At 71.9% G+C, this 16,650-nt stretch carries 15 protein-coding genes; 5 read left to right on the forward strand and 10 right to left on the reverse strand.

Annotated features, from left to right (window positions below):
• Positions 1–83: 83 nt before the first annotated feature.
• The 3 genes from ABT324_RS19880 to ABT324_RS19890 form a co-directional block, all read right to left on the reverse strand.
• Positions 84–359 carry a hypothetical protein gene (locus tag ABT324_RS19880; RefSeq protein ID WP_351179330.1) on the reverse strand — a complete coding sequence of 92 codons (276 nt, stop codon included), beginning with the start codon at positions 357–359 and terminating at the stop codon, positions 84–86.
• Positions 360–1,155: 796 nt separating this feature from the next.
• Complete coding sequence (locus tag ABT324_RS19885) at positions 1,156–1,818, reverse strand: phosphoribosyltransferase (RefSeq protein ID WP_502949769.1); 663 nt, start codon at positions 1,816–1,818, stop codon at positions 1,156–1,158.
• 106 nt (positions 1,819–1,924) lie between these two features.
• Positions 1,925–3,676, reverse strand: coding sequence for an ABC-ATPase domain-containing protein (locus ABT324_RS19890; protein WP_351179333.1), 1,752 nt, complete (start codon positions 3,674–3,676; stop codon positions 1,925–1,927).
• A gap of 307 nt (positions 3,677–3,983) precedes the next feature.
• On the opposite strand from ABT324_RS19890, the gene ABT324_RS19895 reads away from it, so the two are divergent.
• Positions 3,984–4,763, forward strand: coding sequence for a lysozyme (locus ABT324_RS19895; protein WP_502949774.1), 780 nt, complete (start codon positions 3,984–3,986; stop codon positions 4,761–4,763).
• A 64-nt stretch (positions 4,764–4,827) separates the two neighbouring features.
• Here ABT324_RS19895 and ABT324_RS19900 read toward each other — a convergent pair whose 3' ends face one another.
• Positions 4,828–5,973, reverse strand: coding sequence for an LCP family protein (locus ABT324_RS19900; RefSeq protein WP_351179339.1), 1,146 nt, complete (start codon positions 5,971–5,973; stop codon positions 4,828–4,830).
• A gap of 178 nt (positions 5,974–6,151) precedes the next feature.
• The gene (locus ABT324_RS19905; protein ID WP_351179342.1) at positions 6,152–7,402 is read right to left on the reverse strand and encodes an aspartate aminotransferase family protein; all 1,251 of its coding nucleotides are present in this window, start codon (positions 7,400–7,402) and stop codon (positions 6,152–6,154) included.
• A 110-nt stretch (positions 7,403–7,512) separates the two neighbouring features.
• On the opposite strand from ABT324_RS19905, the gene ABT324_RS19910 reads away from it, so the two are divergent.
• Positions 7,513–8,994 carry an NAD-dependent succinate-semialdehyde dehydrogenase gene (locus ABT324_RS19910; protein WP_351179347.1) on the forward strand — a complete coding sequence of 494 codons (1,482 nt, stop codon included), beginning with the start codon at positions 7,513–7,515 and terminating at the stop codon, positions 8,992–8,994.
• A gap of 108 nt (positions 8,995–9,102) precedes the next feature.
• Here ABT324_RS19910 and ABT324_RS19915 read toward each other — a convergent pair whose 3' ends face one another.
• From ABT324_RS19915 to ABT324_RS19930, 4 genes are all read right to left on the reverse strand, one after another.
• Positions 9,103–9,795 (reverse strand): GntR family transcriptional regulator, encoded by a 693-nt coding sequence (locus tag ABT324_RS19915; protein WP_351179350.1) that lies wholly within the window; start codon positions 9,793–9,795, stop codon positions 9,103–9,105.
• 14 nt (positions 9,796–9,809) lie between these two features.
• Complete coding sequence (locus tag ABT324_RS19920) at positions 9,810–10,559, reverse strand: maleate cis-trans isomerase family protein (protein WP_502949770.1); 750 nt, start codon at positions 10,557–10,559, stop codon at positions 9,810–9,812.
• 118 nt (positions 10,560–10,677) lie between these two features.
• Positions 10,678–11,436: a maleate cis-trans isomerase family protein gene (locus ABT324_RS19925; RefSeq protein WP_351179356.1), complete on the reverse strand. Its 759-nt coding sequence runs from the start codon at positions 11,434–11,436 to the stop codon at positions 10,678–10,680.
• A gap of 14 nt (positions 11,437–11,450) precedes the next feature.
• Positions 11,451–11,945 carry a DUF3830 family protein gene (locus tag ABT324_RS19930; protein ID WP_351179359.1) on the reverse strand — a complete coding sequence of 165 codons (495 nt, stop codon included), beginning with the start codon at positions 11,943–11,945 and terminating at the stop codon, positions 11,451–11,453.
• Between the two features lie 246 nt (positions 11,946–12,191).
• Here ABT324_RS19930 and ABT324_RS19935 point away from each other — a divergent pair, with 246 nt between their 5' ends.
• Entirely contained in the window at positions 12,192–13,169 is a 978-nt protein-coding gene (locus ABT324_RS19935) for a D-2-hydroxyacid dehydrogenase (protein ID WP_351179362.1), read from the forward strand.
• Positions 13,170–14,570: an amidase gene (locus tag ABT324_RS19940; protein WP_351179365.1), complete on the forward strand. Its 1,401-nt coding sequence runs from the start codon at positions 13,170–13,172 to the stop codon at positions 14,568–14,570.
• 47 nt (positions 14,571–14,617) lie between these two features.
• Here the strand turns inward: ABT324_RS19940 and ABT324_RS19945 are convergent, their stop codons facing one another.
• Positions 14,618–15,601 carry a YeiH family protein gene (locus tag ABT324_RS19945; protein ID WP_351179449.1) on the reverse strand — a complete coding sequence of 328 codons (984 nt, stop codon included), beginning with the start codon at positions 15,599–15,601 and terminating at the stop codon, positions 14,618–14,620.
• 146 nt (positions 15,602–15,747) lie between these two features.
• Between ABT324_RS19945 and ABT324_RS19950 the strand changes: the two genes are divergently transcribed.
• Positions 15,748–16,647: a LysR family transcriptional regulator gene (locus ABT324_RS19950; protein ID WP_351179368.1), complete on the forward strand. Its 900-nt coding sequence runs from the start codon at positions 15,748–15,750 to the stop codon at positions 16,645–16,647.
• Positions 16,648–16,650 lie beyond the last annotated feature (3 nt).

Here is a 16,650-nt window from a genome sequence, read left to right on the forward strand (position 1 = left end):
CCGCAGCCGCGATGCAAGCACCAACATACTGAGCAGCCCGGCGGGGCCGAGCACACCCACCCGGCTGCGCCGCACCGCCGGGCTCAGCTGGCCCGCTTCTGCGCCTGCTCGATCGCCTCCGCCAACCGGGTCAGCTCCTTGCCGATGTGCGACAACCGCTCCGCCATCACGCTCGCGTGCCCCGACAGCGGGCCAACGTGCCCAGCCGCCCGCAACCACTCCGTGACCCCGCCGACCCCGGCGGACATGCCTTCCACGGTCAGCGAGAACCCGCGCATGACCCGCTCGATCTCCGGCACGTCGTGCGGCACCGACGGGTCCCGCAACCGCTCGCCCAGCGCCACCGTCGCCTCGCCCACCTGCCAGGCGACCTCGGCCGAGTACCCCTGCTCGCCGGCTTCCTCACCCCGTCTCGTCCCCGACCGCCGAGGTGGCGCGTGCCTACCCGCCTGCGACGGCGTGCTCTCGGAATGCCCAGCGGAAGTCATAGCGACCCAATCAACCCGAAACCGATGCCCAACTCCACCCCGACGCGCCCGAAGACCCCCAACCGGTGGCGGCGAACCACCCGATCCCCAGCCTCCGCAACGCAGGAGCAGGTGCAGGGAGGTTATCGCGTCGGCGCGGGGGTTGGTGCGAGCCGATCCGGAGGAATGAATTTGGCGTCCACTGAAACCAGGGAGATGACCAAAGTCAAGACCCGGGGGTCGACGTCCACCCCGGTCAAGATCGCTGCCGAGGCTCTCCACCCCTGGCCGTCGCGCCGAAGCGGGCTCACCGTACCCTGCTGCGCGGCACGGGTGACATAGTCCACCGTCACCGCCGCGGCGGGCACCTCGTTGCGCCGCCCCTCCCCTCCAACGACGGCGGGACGCTCCCCCATCCCCGGCCGGATCGTCAAGGCCAGCGAGGTCTCCTCCCGCGACTCAGGAAACGCCCTTGGCCCGGGGAGTGCCTCGCACACCGAGGCTGCCAGTGGCCCGAATGGTCACGATGTCCTCCGCGGATGTCGTCGCATCCTGGTCGATGCGGTGTTGTGGTGGTGCTCGAGCATGACCGGGGTGCATGAAGTGAAATAATTTCGGTTAACGCTGAAACCACAGACGCAAATGATTCTCGCAAGGATGTTCCGGAGCTCCTCGCTGCTAGTGGGGCTCAGGCGAACTCGGCGAGAATGTCGTGGATCTCCTCGTCCGTCGTCGCCCGGAAGTTGCGGTACCACTGCCCCACCGCGGCGAAACCGACCGGCTGCAGCACGCACACCACCACGTCGGCCTCCTCGCGCAGCGCCGCCACCGCGTCCGGAGCACCCACCGGCACCGCGAGCACCACATTGCGCGGATCGGACTCGCGCAGCATCCGCACCGCCGCCCGGGCCGTGGCACCCGTGGCCAGGCCGTCGTCGACCAGCACCACGTCGCGGCCAGCCAGCGGCAGCGGCTCACCTCGCTGGAACAGCTGCTCCCGCCGCCGCGCCTCGGCCCGCTCGCGCTCGCAGGCCGCCCGCAGGGTCTGCTCGTCCAGATGGAACGCGCGCACCAGGTGCGGGTCGTAGCTGGCCGGGCCATCGGCGGTGACCGCCCCCACCGCCAGCTCCGGCTGGCTCGGGGCACCGATCTTGCGCGCCACGCACACCCGCAGCGGCGCCCCCAGCGCCCGCGCGACCTCCGCCGCGACCGGCACCCCACCGCGGGCCAAGCCGAGCACGACGGGATCAACCAGCTCCAAACCGCTCAGCCGCTGGGCCAGAACCCGCCCGGCGTGCCGACGGTCGGTGTAACCGGCGGTGGTCCGCTCCGGGAAACCCATGCGAGGCATCGCTCGCCTCCCGTCCGCCGCGCACGTGGTGCACGGCAGCAATCGGGAAATCCGCTCAACCCGATGATGCCCGCCCCCACCCCCGGGCGAAACCCCGCAGCGCAGGTCAGCTGCGGAACCCCGAGACCCGCAGGACCCGCAGCCGGTTCAGCGCCGCGGCCAGCTCGAAGCGGCGCGGCACCGCGAAGTCACCGACGTGGCGGTCGTCGACCGCGGCCACCCCGCGCTCGGCGACCTCGGCCGCGAAGACCTCCAGCACCTCGGCCACCGTGCGCGAGCCGTCGAGCACCCCGCGCCGCGCCAAGCTGACCAGCGCCAGCCCGATCCCGGTCACCTGCGTGGGGTCGACCAGCTGCTCCACCCCACGCAGCTCCACAGTGGACTCGCCCAGGGTCAGCGCGTCCACTCCGCGGGCGCGGACCTTGGGCCGCTCGGCGGGGATCGACCGCGGGTCCACCACCCGGTGGCGCACCGGCGGGTAGGTCTCGGCCTCGGAGTGGCGGCCGGTGGGCTGGGCGGCCAACTGCTTGGCCCGGTCGGTCACGTCGTGCGCGCGGTAGGCGTCGAGCATCACCACCTGGTCGGCGACGTCCACGTAGTCCCCGGAGCCACCCATCACCAGCACCGTGGACACCCCGTGGGCGGCGCGCAGCGGGCGGATCAGGTCCACGAACGGCGTCAGCGGCTCGGCGGACTTGGCCACCAGCTCCTGCATCCGGGCGTCCCGGATCATCAGGTTGGTGGCCGCGGTGTCCTCGTCGACCAGCAGGACCTTGGCTCCGGCCTCCACCGCCTCCACGATCGCCGCGGCCTGCGAGGTCGAGCCGGAGGCGTTGTCGGTGGAGAAGTCGGTGGTGTCGGCCCCGGTGGGCAGGTGGCTGACGAACGGGCTGACGTCCACCCGGTGCACCCGCCGCCCGTCCTCGGCGCGGATCTTCACCGTCTCCTCGCGGCAGGCCACCAGCTCGCGGCCGTCACCGGGCACGTGGTCGTAGACGCCGAACTCCAGCGCCCGCAGCAGCGTCGACTTGCCGTGGAACCCGCCACCGACGACCAGTGTGATCCCCTCGGGCACGCCCATCCCGGTCACCCGGCCCCGGTTGGGCAGCTCCACCGCCACCCGCATCGACTCCGGCGACTCGAAGGGCACCCCGTCGACCAGCGGCCGCTCGTCGACCCCGCTGCGCCGCGGCAGCACCGCCCCGTCGGCGACGAACGCGATCAACCCCAGCTCCGGCAGCTGGCGCCGCAACGCGTCGGTGTCCTCCACCGACTCCACGAACTCGCTCACCCGCGCCTGGTCCGCGGTGGCCCAGCGCAGCGCGGTCTCGACCACCTCCGGCAGCTCGTCGCACAGCGCCCGCTCGGCCGCTCGGCCGTCGATGGTGCGGCCGCGCCCCGGCAGGTCGATGCCCAACCGCAGCACCACCTCCCCGTCGACCACCTGGCAGGCCGAGCGGTCCAGCACCTGCTGGCGACCGGCGTCGACCCGCAGCCGGCTGTCGCGCAGCCGCTGGTGCGCGGCCCGCACCAGGTACCCGGCCAGCGCCCGGGCCCGCACCGGCCCGCGCCACAACTGCGCCGGGAACCCGGCCACCGGGTCGGCGACGCGGACCTCGCAGCGGCTGGCCGGGGCGTAGGGGTCGGGTTGGACCTTCTGGACCTCCAGGGTGAACCCGCCGAAGGACCACCGGCCCCGCAGGGCCTTGTAGCGGCCGTAGCTCGCGCCGTGCGCGGCCCGCAGTTCCTGCCGCAGCGCCTGCTCGTCCCCGCGCTCACCCCCGGCGAACTCGCGATCATCCGGTCGCCGCCGATACCCGCGCCGCCCCGGTCCGGGGCCACCCGCTCGTTGTGCCATGCCCGAGACCTACCTGACCGCGGCGCGATTCTCCAGTCGGGAGACCTGCGTCACGCCACACCACTGTGGACTGCAACCACCGGGCAAATCCGGCGAATCGGCGCGTCGGAGCACAGCGGTGCCCCGGGGGCCGCGTTATTCTCCGATCACCAGAAGATCCTCATCCCCCGCCGGTCCAACGGCCCGGCTCCGATCGACGTTCCGCGTCGGTGAGGAGGCGAGTTCAGTGCGACGTTCGTTCGGCAAGAACCACCGGCGTTCCCGGTCCACCGGTGGTCCACGTAGGACATCCGGGCTGCTGGCCGCGTTGGTCACCGCGGCCGCGTTGATCACCGGGACCGCCCAGGCCGCGCCCGAGAACGCCCGCAGCGCCCCGCTGCTCGACCCGCAGGACCCCAACGGCGCCTGGGCCGGCTACAGCCTGCCCGGCACCCGCAGCTCCACCACCCCGCAGCTGCCCGCGGGGGCGATGTCCGGAATGGACGTCAGCGGTCACCAGGGCGACGTGGACTGGGCGCGGGCCTGGGCCGACGGTGCCCGCTTCGCCTACGTCAAGGCCACCGAGGGCTCGGGGTTCCGCAGCGGCAGCTTCCACCAGCAGTACACCGGCTCGCACCAGGTCGGCATGGTGCGCGGCGCCTACCACTTCGGGCTGCCCGACCGCTCCAGCGGAGCCCAGCAGGCCAACTTCTTCGTCGACAACGGCGGCGGCTGGCACCGCGACGGCCGGACCCTGCCGGGCGCGCTGGACATCGAGTACAACCCCTACGGTGACGGCTGCTACGGGCTGGACCCGGCCGCGATGTCGCGCTGGATCGCCGACTTCTCCAACACCTACCACGCCCGCACCGGCCGCTTCCCGGTCATCTACACCACCACCGACTGGTGGAACCGCTGCACCGGTGCCAACCCCGACTTCGCCGCGAACAACCCGCTGTGGATCGCCCGCTACGCCGAGCACATCGGCCAGCTGCCAGCCGGGTGGGACTACCACAGCATCTGGCAGCACGGCGACCAGGGCCCGCTGCCCGGTGGGCAGGACACCTTCAACGGCAACGCCAAGCAGCTGCGGCGCTTCGCCTCCTGATCGTCCCTCCCAACGGCGATGTGGGCCGCTCCCGAGGTTCGGGGGCGGCCCACATCGTGTCCGGTCACTGGCCGAGCAGGTCCGGTGGGATCGGCTGGTCGTTGGCGATCGCGTCGAACATCCGCGAGGCGCCGTCGGAGTCCCAGACGATCACCGAGCCACCGTTGGCGTCCCGGCCGAAGCGGCCGAACGGCACGCTGGTGGTCACGCCCTCGCCACCGCTGATGTCGCCCAACGCCAGCCCCAGCGACGCCAAGTGCCACAGGTGGTCGCCGTCGTCGACCAGGAACGTCTTGCTCGCGCCCGAGGCCAGCGGGAACAGCCGGAACGGGTTGAACAGCGTGGCCGGGCTGGTGGCCTGGTCAACCAGGGCCCCCAGCAGCTTGCGCTGGTTCTCCGCGCGCTCCAGGTCGCCACCGTCCAGCGAGTAGCGGGCCCGCACGAAGCCCAGCGCGGCCGGTCCGTCCAACGTCTGGCAGCCCTCGGGCAGGTCGACGTTGGCCATCTCGTCCTTCATCGGCTTGTCCAGGCACATCTCCACCCCGCCCACGGCGTCGACGAGGTCGGCGAACCCACCGAAGCCGATCTCGGCGTAGTGGTCGATGTGCACCCCGGTGGCCTGCTCCACGGTCTGGGCCAGCAGCTGCGGGCCACCGAAGGCGAAGGCCGCGTTGAGCTTGGTCTTGCCGTGGCCGGGGATGGACACGTATGAGTCGCGGGGCAGGCTGACCATCGCGGGTTGCCCGCCGCCGCTGGGGATGTGCACCAGCATCATGCTGTCGGTGCGGCGCCCTCCGGCGTCACCGGCCGAGAGCTCCTCCCGCCGCGCGTCGTCGAGTCCTTCGCGGCTGTCCGAGCCGACCAGCAGCCAGTTGGTGCCCGAGGAGTCCGGGGACTGGCCACCGAAGTCCAGCGCCGCGGTGCGCTGCAGGGTGCTGTCGAAGTAGATCACCAGGCCACCCAGCAGCACCACCAGCACGACCAGCGTGATGCCGATGCGCCGACCCCACCGCTTCTTGCGGCGCGGCGGGCGGGGCGGTGGTTCCTCGTCCACCGGCGGCCGGTGTCCCCGCCGGGGCGGTGGCGGGGGCGGCGGTGGACGACGTCCCGGCGGTGGCCCGTCCGGACGACGGGCGCCGCGGTAGTAGTCGTAGCCGCCGCCCTGCGGCCTCCGGCCTCTCGGCTGCTGCCCAGCCGACCAGTCGCTCATGCTCACACCTGCGTCGGTCGTGTGCGGGCGCGGCCCGCGCTCGTCGATCGTTGGCGTGCAGCATTCCAGACCGGGAACCGCCGGGCAGCCCCCGCTATCGAACAGTGACCGAGGCCCGCCCGTTTGGGCTGGTGGCGGGCGGGAGTCCCACGTCACACCCGCCACCTCGGGCCGCTGGTCACACCGCTGCGGCCACCGCCTCTCCCCACAGCCCGACCGCCTCGTCGACCTGGTCGGCGGTGACGATCAGCGGCGGGATCATCCGCACCACGTTGCCGTGCGGTCCGCAGGTCAGCAGCAGCAGGCCGCGTTCGGCGGCGGCCGCGTGCGCGCGGGCCGCCGCGGCGGCGTCGGGGGTGCCGTCCTCGGCGGTGAACTCGTTGGCCAGCATCAGCCCGAGCCCGCGCACGTCACCGATCACCGGGTGCTGGGCGGCCACACCGCGCAGCCCGTCGAACAGCCGCTGGCCCTGCTCGGCGGCGTTGTCCACCAGCTTCTCGTCGCGCACCACGTCGAGGGTGGCGATGGCTGCCGCGGCGGCCACCGCGTTGCCGCCGTAGGTGCCGCCCTGCGAGCCCGGCCAGGCCTGGCTCATCAGCTGCTCCGGGGCGGCGATGGCCGAGATCGGAAAGCCGCTGGCCAACCCCTTGGCGGTGATCAGGATGTCCGGTCGCACGGCGGCGTGGTCGTGGCCCCAGAACCGGCCGGTGCGCCCGACACCGGTCTGCACCTCGTCGACGATGAGCAGGATGCCGTGCCGGTCGGCGCGCTCGCGCAGGCCGGTGAGGAACTCCGCGGGAGCCGGCAGGTACCCGCCCTCGCCCAGGACCGGTTCGACGATGATCGCCGCGGTGTCGCGCGGTGCGCTGACGGTGACCAGCAGCTGGTCGAACTCGGCCAGCGCGGAGCGCACCGCCTCGGCCTGGCTGCAGCGCTGCCGGTAGGGCTCGGGGAAGGGGGTGAACACCACGCCCGGCATCATCGGGCCGATTCCGGCGCGCACCTTGGTGCCGGAGCTGGTCAGCGCGCCCGCGCCCATCGTGCGGCCGTGGAAGCCGCCCTGCATGGCCACGATGTTCTGCCGACCGGTGGCCTGCCGCGCCAGCCGCACCGCCGCCTCGACGGCCTCGCTGCCGGAGTTGACGTAGAACAGCCGGTCCAGGCCCGCCGGCAGCACCTCGCCGAGCCGGTTGGTCAGTTCGAGCAGCGGCCGGTGCATGACTGTCGTGTACTGGCCGTGGATCAGGGTACCCACCTGGCGCTGAGCCGCCTCGACCACGCGCGGGTGGCAGTGCCCGGTGCTGGTGACCCCGATCCCGGCGGTGAAGTCCAGGTACCGCCGGCCCTGCTCGTCGTAGAGGTGGATCCCTTCGCCGCGGGCGGCCAGGACCGGCGTGGCCTGCTTGAGCGCCGGCGAGAGCTCAGCCATGATCGACTCCAAGCGTCGTGAAAATGTAGGATTGTCGACAATCTCGGGTGTCATGCAACCATCACCGAGCGTCGCTGTCCACCGTCCGAGCCGGAAGGGTTCGCACCGCCATGAGCATTTCCACCGAACAGCACCCCCGCGAGGCCACCGTCGTCGAGGCCGCCCCCAAGCAGCTGCTCATCGGCGGCAAGTGGCGCCCGGCCACCGCCGACCGCAGCTACGAGGTGGAGGACCCCTCCACCGGCCGGGCGCTGTGCTCGGTGGCTGATGCCTCCCCCGAGGACGGGCTGGCCGCGCTCGCCGCGGCCGCCGAGGCGCAGCCGAGCTGGGCCAAGCACCCGCCGCGCGAGCGCGGCGAGGTCCTGCGCCGCGCCTACGAGCTGATCATGTCCCGGCACGAGGACCTGGCGCTGCTGATGACCCTGGAGATGGGCAAGCCGCTGACCGAGTCGCGCGCCGAGATCACCTACGCCGCGGAGTTCTTCCGCTGGTTCGCCGAGGAGGCGGTGCGCATCGGCGGCGACTACGCGGTGGCCCCCAACGGGTCCGGCCGGTTCCTGGTGATGCGCCAGCCGGTCGGCCCGGCGCTGCTGATCACCCCGTGGAACTTCCCGATGGCGATGGGCACCCGCAAGATCGGCCCGGCCATCGCCGCCGGCTGCACCTCGGTGATCAAGCCCGCCCACCAGACCCCGCTGTCGATGCTGGCGCTGGCCGAGATCCTGCAGGAAGCGGGCCTGCCCGACGGCGTGCTCAACGTGGTCACCTCGCGCCGCGCCGGGCAGCTGATGGAACCGATGATCCGCGACGGCCGCGCCCGCAAGCTGTCGTTCACCGGCTCCACCGCGGTGGGCCGCAAGCTCATCGAGCAGTCCGCCGACCAGGTGCTGCGGGTGTCGATGGAACTGGGCGGCAACGCGCCGTTCCTGGTCTTCGCCGACGCCGACCTCGACGCCGCCGTCGACGGCGCGATGCTGGCCAAGATGCGCAACGTCGGCGAGGCCTGCACCGCGGCCAACCGGTTCTACGTGCACGCCGACGTCGCCCAGGAGTTCTCCCGGCGGCTGGCCGAGCGGATGGCGGGCCTGCGGATCGGCCGCGGCGTCACCGACGAGGTGCAGGTGGGACCGCTGATCGACGACGCCCAGCTGAACAAGGTCACCGAGCTGGTCGACGACGCCCTCCAGCACGGCGCCGAGGTCGTCACCGGCGGCGGGGCCGCCGACGGCGACGGCTACTTCTACCGGCCCACGGTGCTGGCCAACGTGCCGGTGCAGGCCCGGATGAGCCGGGAGGAGATCTTCGGCCCGGTCGCCCCGATCACCACCTTCACCGACGAGCAGGCGGTCATCGCCCAGGCAAACGACACCGAGTACGGCCTGGTCAGCTACCTCTACACCCGCGACCTGCAGCGCGCCCTGCGGGTGTCGGAGGCGCTGGAGAGCGGCATGGTCGGCCTCAACCAGGGCATCGTGTCCAACCCGGCGGCGCCCTTCGGCGGGGTCAAGCACTCCGGCCTGGGCCGGGAGGGCGGCAAGGTCGGCATCGACGAGTTCCTGGAGACCAAGTACATCGCCATCGGCGGCCTGTGACCGGAAGTTGCCCGGGCAGGTCGCAGACCTGACCTCCCCGGGCAACTCGGCACCACCGGAACGCGCTGTCGGCGTGCCGCAGCCCAGCACGCCGACAGCGGCGGCGGGTCAGCTGGCCATGGAGCCGTTGAGGCGCTCCAGGGCATCAGTCATGTGGGCCTGCAGGCGGTTGAGCAGCAGCTCCTCGTCACCTGCCTCGATGGCGTCCACCAGGCCCCTGTGCTCGTCAACCAGCGCCTGGACGTCGGCGTGGTACTTGTCCTGCAACGCCGTCAGGCACATCCGCTTCTCCACCAGCAGGGTCTGCGCCATCCGCTGCAGCCGGGCACTGCCCGAGACCCGCACCAGGGTTTCGTGGAACTCCTGGTCGGCATCGGCCAGCTCTATCGGGTCGCCCTTGCCCGCGGCGGCGACCATCCGGCTCTGGGCCGCGGTCAGCTCCGCCACCGCCTCCACCCGGTGGTGGCGCACGATCTGCTCGCACGCGGCGCGCTCCACCGCCAGCCGCGCCAGGTAGATGTCCTGGACATCGGCCGCGTCGAGGTCCATCACGAACAACCCGCGGTGCGGCTCGCTGCGCAGCAGCCCTTCGGCGACCAACCGCTGCATCGCCTCCCGCAGCGGGCCCCGGCTCACCCCGAGCCGGGCAGCCAGCTCGGCCTCGCCCAGCTGGCTGCCCGGGGGCAGCGACCCGTACATGATCGCCGCCCGCAGCTGATCAGCCACGATCGCCGCGGTCGACTTGCGCTGCACCGGCTCTAACTCACCCGGTTGCTGGTTCTGCTCGTCGGTCCCGAGCACCTGACACCATCTCCTCAACCCGGGGAGGCACTGCGCTCCCCGCCTGTTCCACTGCGGAACAGCTCTCCCAATCCGTCGCGCGCCTGCTGGGCACCGGCCAGCCGCAGCGCCTCCCAGGCGCTGACCTGGTTGGCGGTGAGCACGGGTTTGCCGAGCTCCTCCTCCAGCTCCTCCAGCCACGCCGCGGTGTGCAGCGCGGTGTCCGGCATCAGCAGCGCATCGGCCCGGTCGTCGTCGTTGGCCGCGGCGAAGGACAGCACCTCGGCGCGCTCGAGCGTGCCCACCTCGGCGGCGGTGACGATGCCCCGGCTGGACAACCGCACCACCTCCAGGTCGGCGGCCCGCAGGAACTCCTCGAACTTCGCGGCCACGTCGGCCGGGTAGGTCGCGGCCACCGCGACCCGCCGCAACCCCAGCTGGGCCGCGGCGTGCACGAAGGCGAACGAGGTGCTCGAGGTGGGCAGGCCGGTGACGGCCTGCAACTTCTCCACCTGCTCCCGCGCGCCCTGCCAGCCGAAGACGAAGCTGCCCGAGGTGCACGCCCAGATCACCGACTGCACGCCACGCGACAGCAACTCCCGCGCCCCGTCGGCCAGCACCTGCTCCGAGCCGATGTCCAGCAGCGCGTCCACCCGGTGGGCGTCCTCGCGCATGAGGGTGTGCACCAACGGCAGGCGGACGTCGTCGCCGAGCAGGCGTTCGAGGGTGGGGTAGTCGTCTTCGGCGCTGTAGCCGGGGTAGAGAATCCCTGCGGTGTGCGGCACGAGGTGCTCCATCCTTGTCGACGTCGGATTGCCACCGCCGCGAACCATCAGGCGACCGGTCGATTGTTGACAATGTTACCGCACGGTTCGCCGCGATCGCGTGCTCGTGACTCGTTCTTTACGCGGCAGGCGCGTCCACGGCCTGCAACAACCGCTGCTCGGAGGCCACGGCCCGCAGCCCCATCAGCCGCAGCGCCGCCCAGAGGGTGACCTGGTTGGCGGTGAGCACCGGCTTGCCCAGCTCCCGCTCCAGCGGGCCGATGATGTCGTAGGTGGGCAGGTTGGTGCAGCTGACGAACATCGCCTCGGCTTCCGGCCGGTCGGCCGAGCGCACGATGTCCACCACCTGCCGGTAGTCGACCTTCCAGATCTGGCCGAGCAGCCCCAGCCCGACGCTGGCGACCACCTCGATGCCGTACTCGTCGAGGAAGTCGCGCAGCCGGTCGGTGACGCTGGTGACGTAGGGCGTGGCCACCGAGATCCGGCTGATGCCCAGCAGCTGCAGCGCCTGCACCAGCGCACCCGAGGCGGTCACCGCAGCCGGGGCACCGGCCTGCAGCATCACCTCGACCAGCGTGCGCTCCCCGGTGGCCCCGTTGACGAAGCTGCCGGAGGTGCAGGCGTAGGCCACCACCTCCGGCTCCGGCACCAGCAGGTCGCGGGTCGCGCTGTGCACCGCCGCCTCGTCGGAGACCAGGTTGGCCTGCTCGACGGTCACCGGCACCGGCACGAACGCGGTGCGCGTCAGGTACAGCGACACCTCCGCTGGGGTCCACCGCCACAGCTCGCGGTCCAGCGCCAGGTCGAACGGAGCGATCACGCCCACGCCGCGCTGCGGCTGCGGGCCGGACACCGCCCCGAGGAAGTCAGGCGGCATGTCGGGCGCTCCCGTCAACTCTCGAAGCGGTCGTAGCGCAGGGTTTCGCCGACGCTGCCCGAGCGCCAGACGTCGTTGCACGCCTCGGCCATCCGGTCCAGGCCGTCGACGATCGTGGCGTAGACGTTGCCGGGCACCCAGCCCACGTCACCGTTGAGCAGCAGGTTGTTGCGCCCGTAGAAGATCGCCAGGTCGATCACCCCGGGCAGCTCGTGGATGCCCTTCTCCTCCTTGAACTCCCGGTCGAGCATCCCACCGGGGAAGGAGAAGTAGACGACGTCGCCGGGGATCGGGGTGACCGTGGGGTTCTCCTGACCGGGTTCCTCCGCGGCGAACCGCGGCACCATCGTGTAGATCTCGTTGCGGGCGTACTTGGCGTGGTGCACCGGCCCGACCTGCGGGAGCGCCTGCCACACCGCCTCGCAGGTCCGGGGGGCGTCCTTGTCCAGCAGTTCAGCCACGCAGGACACACCGCGCTTTTCCAGCGTGATCGACAGGTACCTGGGCATCGTGATCTTTCCGTTCGCAAGGAGTGGGGGTTGTTGGCGCATCTCCTCCGGTCCCGCCCGGGGGGTTGGGCGGGAATCACCTCGTCGGCCGAGGGTACCCGTGGATTGTTGACAATCCTACGAGCGCTTCATAGCGTGTCAATGCCTCCGCCCGAGTGTGTTTTCCCAGTTCTCGGCGGGAAATCCGCCCAGAACACGCCACGCCGCAACCACTCGTCCCGCCCCACCAGCCCCTAAGGTCGGCACATGATCAACCGCACTCCCACCGTCGTGGCCCTGCACGGCGGGAACCCGCCCGCGGAGCTGGCGCGCATCGGAGCCAGCGCCGACCTCCGCTACGCCGAACCGCACGAGCTGCCCACCGCGCTCGTCGGTGCGGACGCGCTGTTCGTATGGAACTTCCGCTCCGAAGCGATCGCCGACGCCTGGCCGCACGCCGACTCCCTGCGCTGGATCCACGCCGCCAGCGCCGGGGTCGACCGGCTGCTGTTCCCCGCGCTGCGCGACTCCGAGGTGGTGCTGACCAACTCCCGCGGCGTCTTCGACCAGCCGATGGCCGAGTACGTCCTGGGCACCGTGCTCACCTTCGCCAAGGACATGCACACCACCCTGCGGCTGCAGGACCGCAAGCAGTGGCAGCACCGCGTCACCGAACGCATCGCCGGCAAGTCCGCGCTGGTGGTGGGCACCGGGCCGATCGGACGCGCCATCGCCCGCCAGCTCACCGCCGCCGGACTGCGGGTCTCCGGCGCCGGACGCACCGCCCGCGCCGACGACCCCGACTTCGGCGACGTGCACACCTCCGACGACCTCGCCCACGTCATCGGCGCCTTCGACTACGTCGTGCTGGCCGCACCGCTGACCGAGAAGACCAAGGGACTCGTCGACGCCGAGGTCCTCGCGCACTGCCGCCCGGGAGCGCGCCTGATCAACGTCGCCCGCGGCGAACTGGTCGTCGAGGCCGACCTCGTCGCCGCGCTGCGCGCCGGCAAGCTGGCCGGGGCCGCGCTGGACGTCTTCGAGACCGAACCGCTGCCGCCCAGCTCCCCGCTGTGGGAGATGCCCGGAGTGCTGGTCTCCCCGCACATGTCCGGCGACACCGTCGGCTGGGTCGACGAGCTCGTCGACCTGTTCCTGACCAACCTGCGCGCCTTCACCGAGGGCGCGCCGCTGACCAACGTCGTGGACAAGCAGCGGGGATACATCAGCGGAACGGAGAACTGAATGGCCGACACCCAGCCCGCCGACCTCACGGCTCCCGAACTGCTCGCCGCCTACGCCCACGGCGAGCTGTCCCCGGTGGAAGCCACCGAGGCCGTCCTGCAGCGCATCACCGAGGCCGACCCGACCGTCAACGCCTACTGCCTGGTCGACGGCGACCGAGCGCTGCAGCAGGCCCGCGCCTCCGAACAGCGCTGGCAGCGCGGCGAACCCGCCGGACACCTCGACGGCGTGCCGACCTCCATCAAGGACATCTTCCTCACCCAGCACTGGCCGACACTGCGCGGCTCCCGCACCACCGACCCCCACCAGCGCTGGACCGTCGACGCCCCCACCGTGGCCCGGTTGCGGGAGCACAACGCCGTCTTCGTCGGCAAGACCACCACCCCGGAACTGGCGTGGAAGGGCGTCACCGACAGCCCGCTGACCGGCATCACCCGCAACCCCTGGGACCCCACCCGCACCGCGGGCGGCTCCAGCGGCGGCGCGGCCGCGGCCGTCGCCACGGGCATGGCGCCGCTGGCCATCGGCACCGACGGCGGCGGATCCGTGCGCATCCCCGCCGCGTTCTGCGGCATCGTCGCGCTCAAAGCCACCTACGGCCGGATCCCCCACTACCCCGCCAGCCCCTACGGCACCCTCGCCCATGCCGGGCCGATGACCACCACCGTCACCGAGACCGCCCTGATGCTCGACGTGCTCTCCGGGCCCGACGCCCGCGACTGGTCCGCGCTGGAACCGCCGACCGCGTCCTTCGTGGACGCCCTGGCCGCCGGAGTGCACGGGCTGCGCATCGCCGTCAGCCTCGACCTCGGCTTCGACATCGCGGTGCACCCGGAGATCGCCCGGGCCGTCACCGACGCCGCACGGGTCTTCGCAGACCTCGGCGCGGTGGTCGAGCAAACCGACCCGGGCATCACCGACCCGGTGGCCGACTTCCACGTCCTGTGGTTCGCCGGGGCGGCCAAGTCGATCGAGCACCTCACCGCCGAGCAGCGCGAACTGCTCGACCCCGGGCTGCGCGAGATCTGCCAGCAGGGCCTGACCTACTCGGCGCAGGACTACCTGGAGGCCACCAACACCCGCATGCTGCTCGGCCAGCGGATGGGCGCCTTCCACCAGACCTACGACCTGCTGCTGACCCCAACCGTGCCGATCCCACCGTTCGAAGCCGGCTGCGAGGTCCCACCCGGATCGACCGAACCGCGCTGGACCAGCTGGACACCACTGACCTACCCGTTCAACATGACCCAGCAACCAGCCGCGAGCGTCCCCTGTGGACAGACCAGCGACGGTCTGCCCATCGGCCTGCAGATCGTCGGCCCACGCCACGCCGACGCCACCGTCCTGCGCGCCGCCCACGCCTTCGAACAAGCCCGCCCCTGGCAACGCGCCCCGCGCTGAACCCCGCACTGGTGGCAGGGCAACCCGCGGGCGGCCCTGCCACCAGATCAGGCGAGCACCAGCATGCTGGCAATGCCCACCACCGTCACCAACACCGTCGAACAGGAACCCAGGACAAACGCCTTCGGCCCGTTGCGCACCAACGCCCCGATCCGCACACCGAACCCCAGGGCGAACAACGCACCGGTCAACAACACCGTGGTCAGCTGCTTGGCACCATCGAGCACCACCTCCGGCAGCACACCGCAGCTGCGCACCGCCACCGCGGCCAGGAACCCCAGCACGAACAGCGGCATGATCGGCGGCCGCTGCCCACCACCACAGCGGTGCCGCCGCTCCACCAAGCTGACCAGCGCCACCATCGGCGCCAGCAGCACCACGCGGCTGAGCTTGACCACCACCGCGATCGCCACCGCCGCCGCCCCCGCCGGAGACGCCGCCGCGACCACCTGAGCCACCTCGTGCACACTGCCCCCGGCGATCCGCCCCACCTGCTCCGCCGACAACCCCAACGCCGCCAACAACACCGGCAGCCCCAGCATCGACACCGTCCCGAACACCGTCACCATCGCCACGCTGGTGGCCACGTCCTCGTCCTCCCGGTCCACCACGCTCTCCACCGCCGCCACCGCCGACGCCCCGCAGATCGCGAACCCCGTCGCCACCAGCACCGACAAACCCCGCGACACCCCCAACCACCGACCACACACCACCGTGCCCGCGAAGGTCAGCACCACGACCAGCAGCACCGCCACCACCGTGCCCACCCCCAACCCCAGCACCTGCGCCACCGACAGCTGCAACCCCAGCAACACCACACCAGCCCGCAACAACCTCCTCATCGACCAGGCAACACCAGCCCGCACCACCACCGGCAACCCCGGCACGTTCCCCACCACGATGCCCACCACGACCGCCACCGTCAGCGCACTCACCGCCGGCACCACACCCGCGACCGCCATCGACACCACGACCGCCGCAGCGGTCACCACCAACCCCGGCCACAACACCGCCCGCGGGGCGCCCACCATCTTCGTCACAACTGCCAGGATCGCCGCCACCAACACCGCGCAGTAGCCCTGAACCACGCAGGACGTCATAGCCACGCGGAATGCCGGAACTGCACCGCAGCACGCAACCACCCAACGATGCCCGCCCAACCCCCTACCCTGGAGGAATGACCCCGCCCGACTCCGAATCGCTGCGCCTGCTCGTGCTCGTCGGCGAACTCGGCAGCATCGGCGCCGCCGCAGCCGAACTGCAAGTCAGCCAACCCTCCGCCAGCAAGCGCCTCAGCCGCCTCGAACGCCAACTCGGCCTACCCCTGGTCCAACGCACCCGCCAGGGCTGCACCCTCACCCCCGCCGGAGTCATGGTCTGCGACTGGGCCCGCCAAGTCCTCGCCCACGTCGACGGCCTGATGAACGGGGTGCGCGCACTGCGCGCCCAACAACAGGCAACGCTGCGCGTGGCCGCCAGCATGACCATCGCCGAATACCTGGTCCCCCGCTGGCTCAGCCACCTGCGCGTCGCACTACCCGACGTGCACCTCGAACTCGACGTCGCCAACTCCGTCGCAGTCGCCGAAGCCGTGCGCCACGGCGAAGCCGACCTCGGCTTCATCGAAACCCCCGCACCCCCCGACGGCGTCTCCGTCCGCTTCGTCACCCGCGACCGCATGATCGTGGTCGCCCCACCCGGCCACCCCTGGACCCGGCTGCGCCGCCCACTGACCGCCACCGAACTCGCCGCCACCCCGCTCATCGTCCGCGAACACGGCTCAGGCACCCGCGAAACCCTGCACCGCGCCCTCACCGAAGTCGGCGCCGAACCAGTCACCCCACTGCTGGAACTGCGCTCCACCACCGCGGTGCGCAACTCCGTGGTCGCCGGAGCAGGCCCCGCCGCGCTCAGCGTCCTGGCCGTGGCCACCGACCTGGCCGAACACCGCCTCGTCGAGATCCCGGTCGCCGACCTCGACCTGCGCCGACCCCTGCACGCCGTCTGGCGCGCCGGACTCCGCCTCACCGGCTCCGCCGCCGCCCTGCTGGCCATCGCCACCCGCAACGGCGGGTGAACC

Source organism: Saccharopolyspora sp. NPDC000359, from assembly GCF_040300525.1.
In the GTDB taxonomy this organism is placed as follows: domain Bacteria; phylum Actinomycetota; class Actinomycetes; order Mycobacteriales; family Pseudonocardiaceae; genus Saccharopolyspora.

What these genes read in the sequence shown, in the direction of transcription:
- ABT324_RS19945 (WP_351179449.1), bottom strand. Translation starts at nt 15,601, where the DNA reads ATGGTGGGCGCCCCGCGGGCGGTGTTGTGGCCGGGGTTGGTGGTGACC.
- ABT324_RS19890 (WP_351179333.1), bottom strand. Translation starts at nt 3,676, where the DNA reads ATGGCACAACGAGCGGGTGGCCCCGGACCGGGGCGGCGCGGGTATCGG.
- ABT324_RS19930 (WP_351179359.1), bottom strand. Translation starts at nt 11,945, where the DNA reads ATGCCCAGGTACCTGTCGATCACGCTGGAAAAGCGCGGTGTGTCCTGC.
- ABT324_RS19925 (WP_351179356.1), bottom strand. Translation starts at nt 11,436, where the DNA reads ATGCCGCCTGACTTCCTCGGGGCGGTGTCCGGCCCGCAGCCGCAGCGC.
- ABT324_RS19940 (WP_351179365.1), top strand. Translation starts at nt 13,170, where the DNA reads ATGGCCGACACCCAGCCCGCCGACCTCACGGCTCCCGAACTGCTCGCC.
- ABT324_RS19935 (WP_351179362.1), top strand. Translation starts at nt 12,192, where the DNA reads ATGATCAACCGCACTCCCACCGTCGTGGCCCTGCACGGCGGGAACCCG.
- ABT324_RS19910 (WP_351179347.1), top strand. Translation starts at nt 7,513, where the DNA reads ATGAGCATTTCCACCGAACAGCACCCCCGCGAGGCCACCGTCGTCGAG.
- ABT324_RS19900 (WP_351179339.1), bottom strand. Translation starts at nt 5,973, where the DNA reads ATGAGCGACTGGTCGGCTGGGCAGCAGCCGAGAGGCCGGAGGCCGCAG.
- ABT324_RS19950 (WP_351179368.1), top strand. Translation starts at nt 15,748, where the DNA reads ATGACCCCGCCCGACTCCGAATCGCTGCGCCTGCTCGTGCTCGTCGGC.
- ABT324_RS19905 (WP_351179342.1), bottom strand. Translation starts at nt 7,402, where the DNA reads ATGGCTGAGCTCTCGCCGGCGCTCAAGCAGGCCACGCCGGTCCTGGCC.
- ABT324_RS19885 (WP_502949769.1), bottom strand. Translation starts at nt 1,818, where the DNA reads ATGCCTCGCATGGGTTTCCCGGAGCGGACCACCGCCGGTTACACCGAC.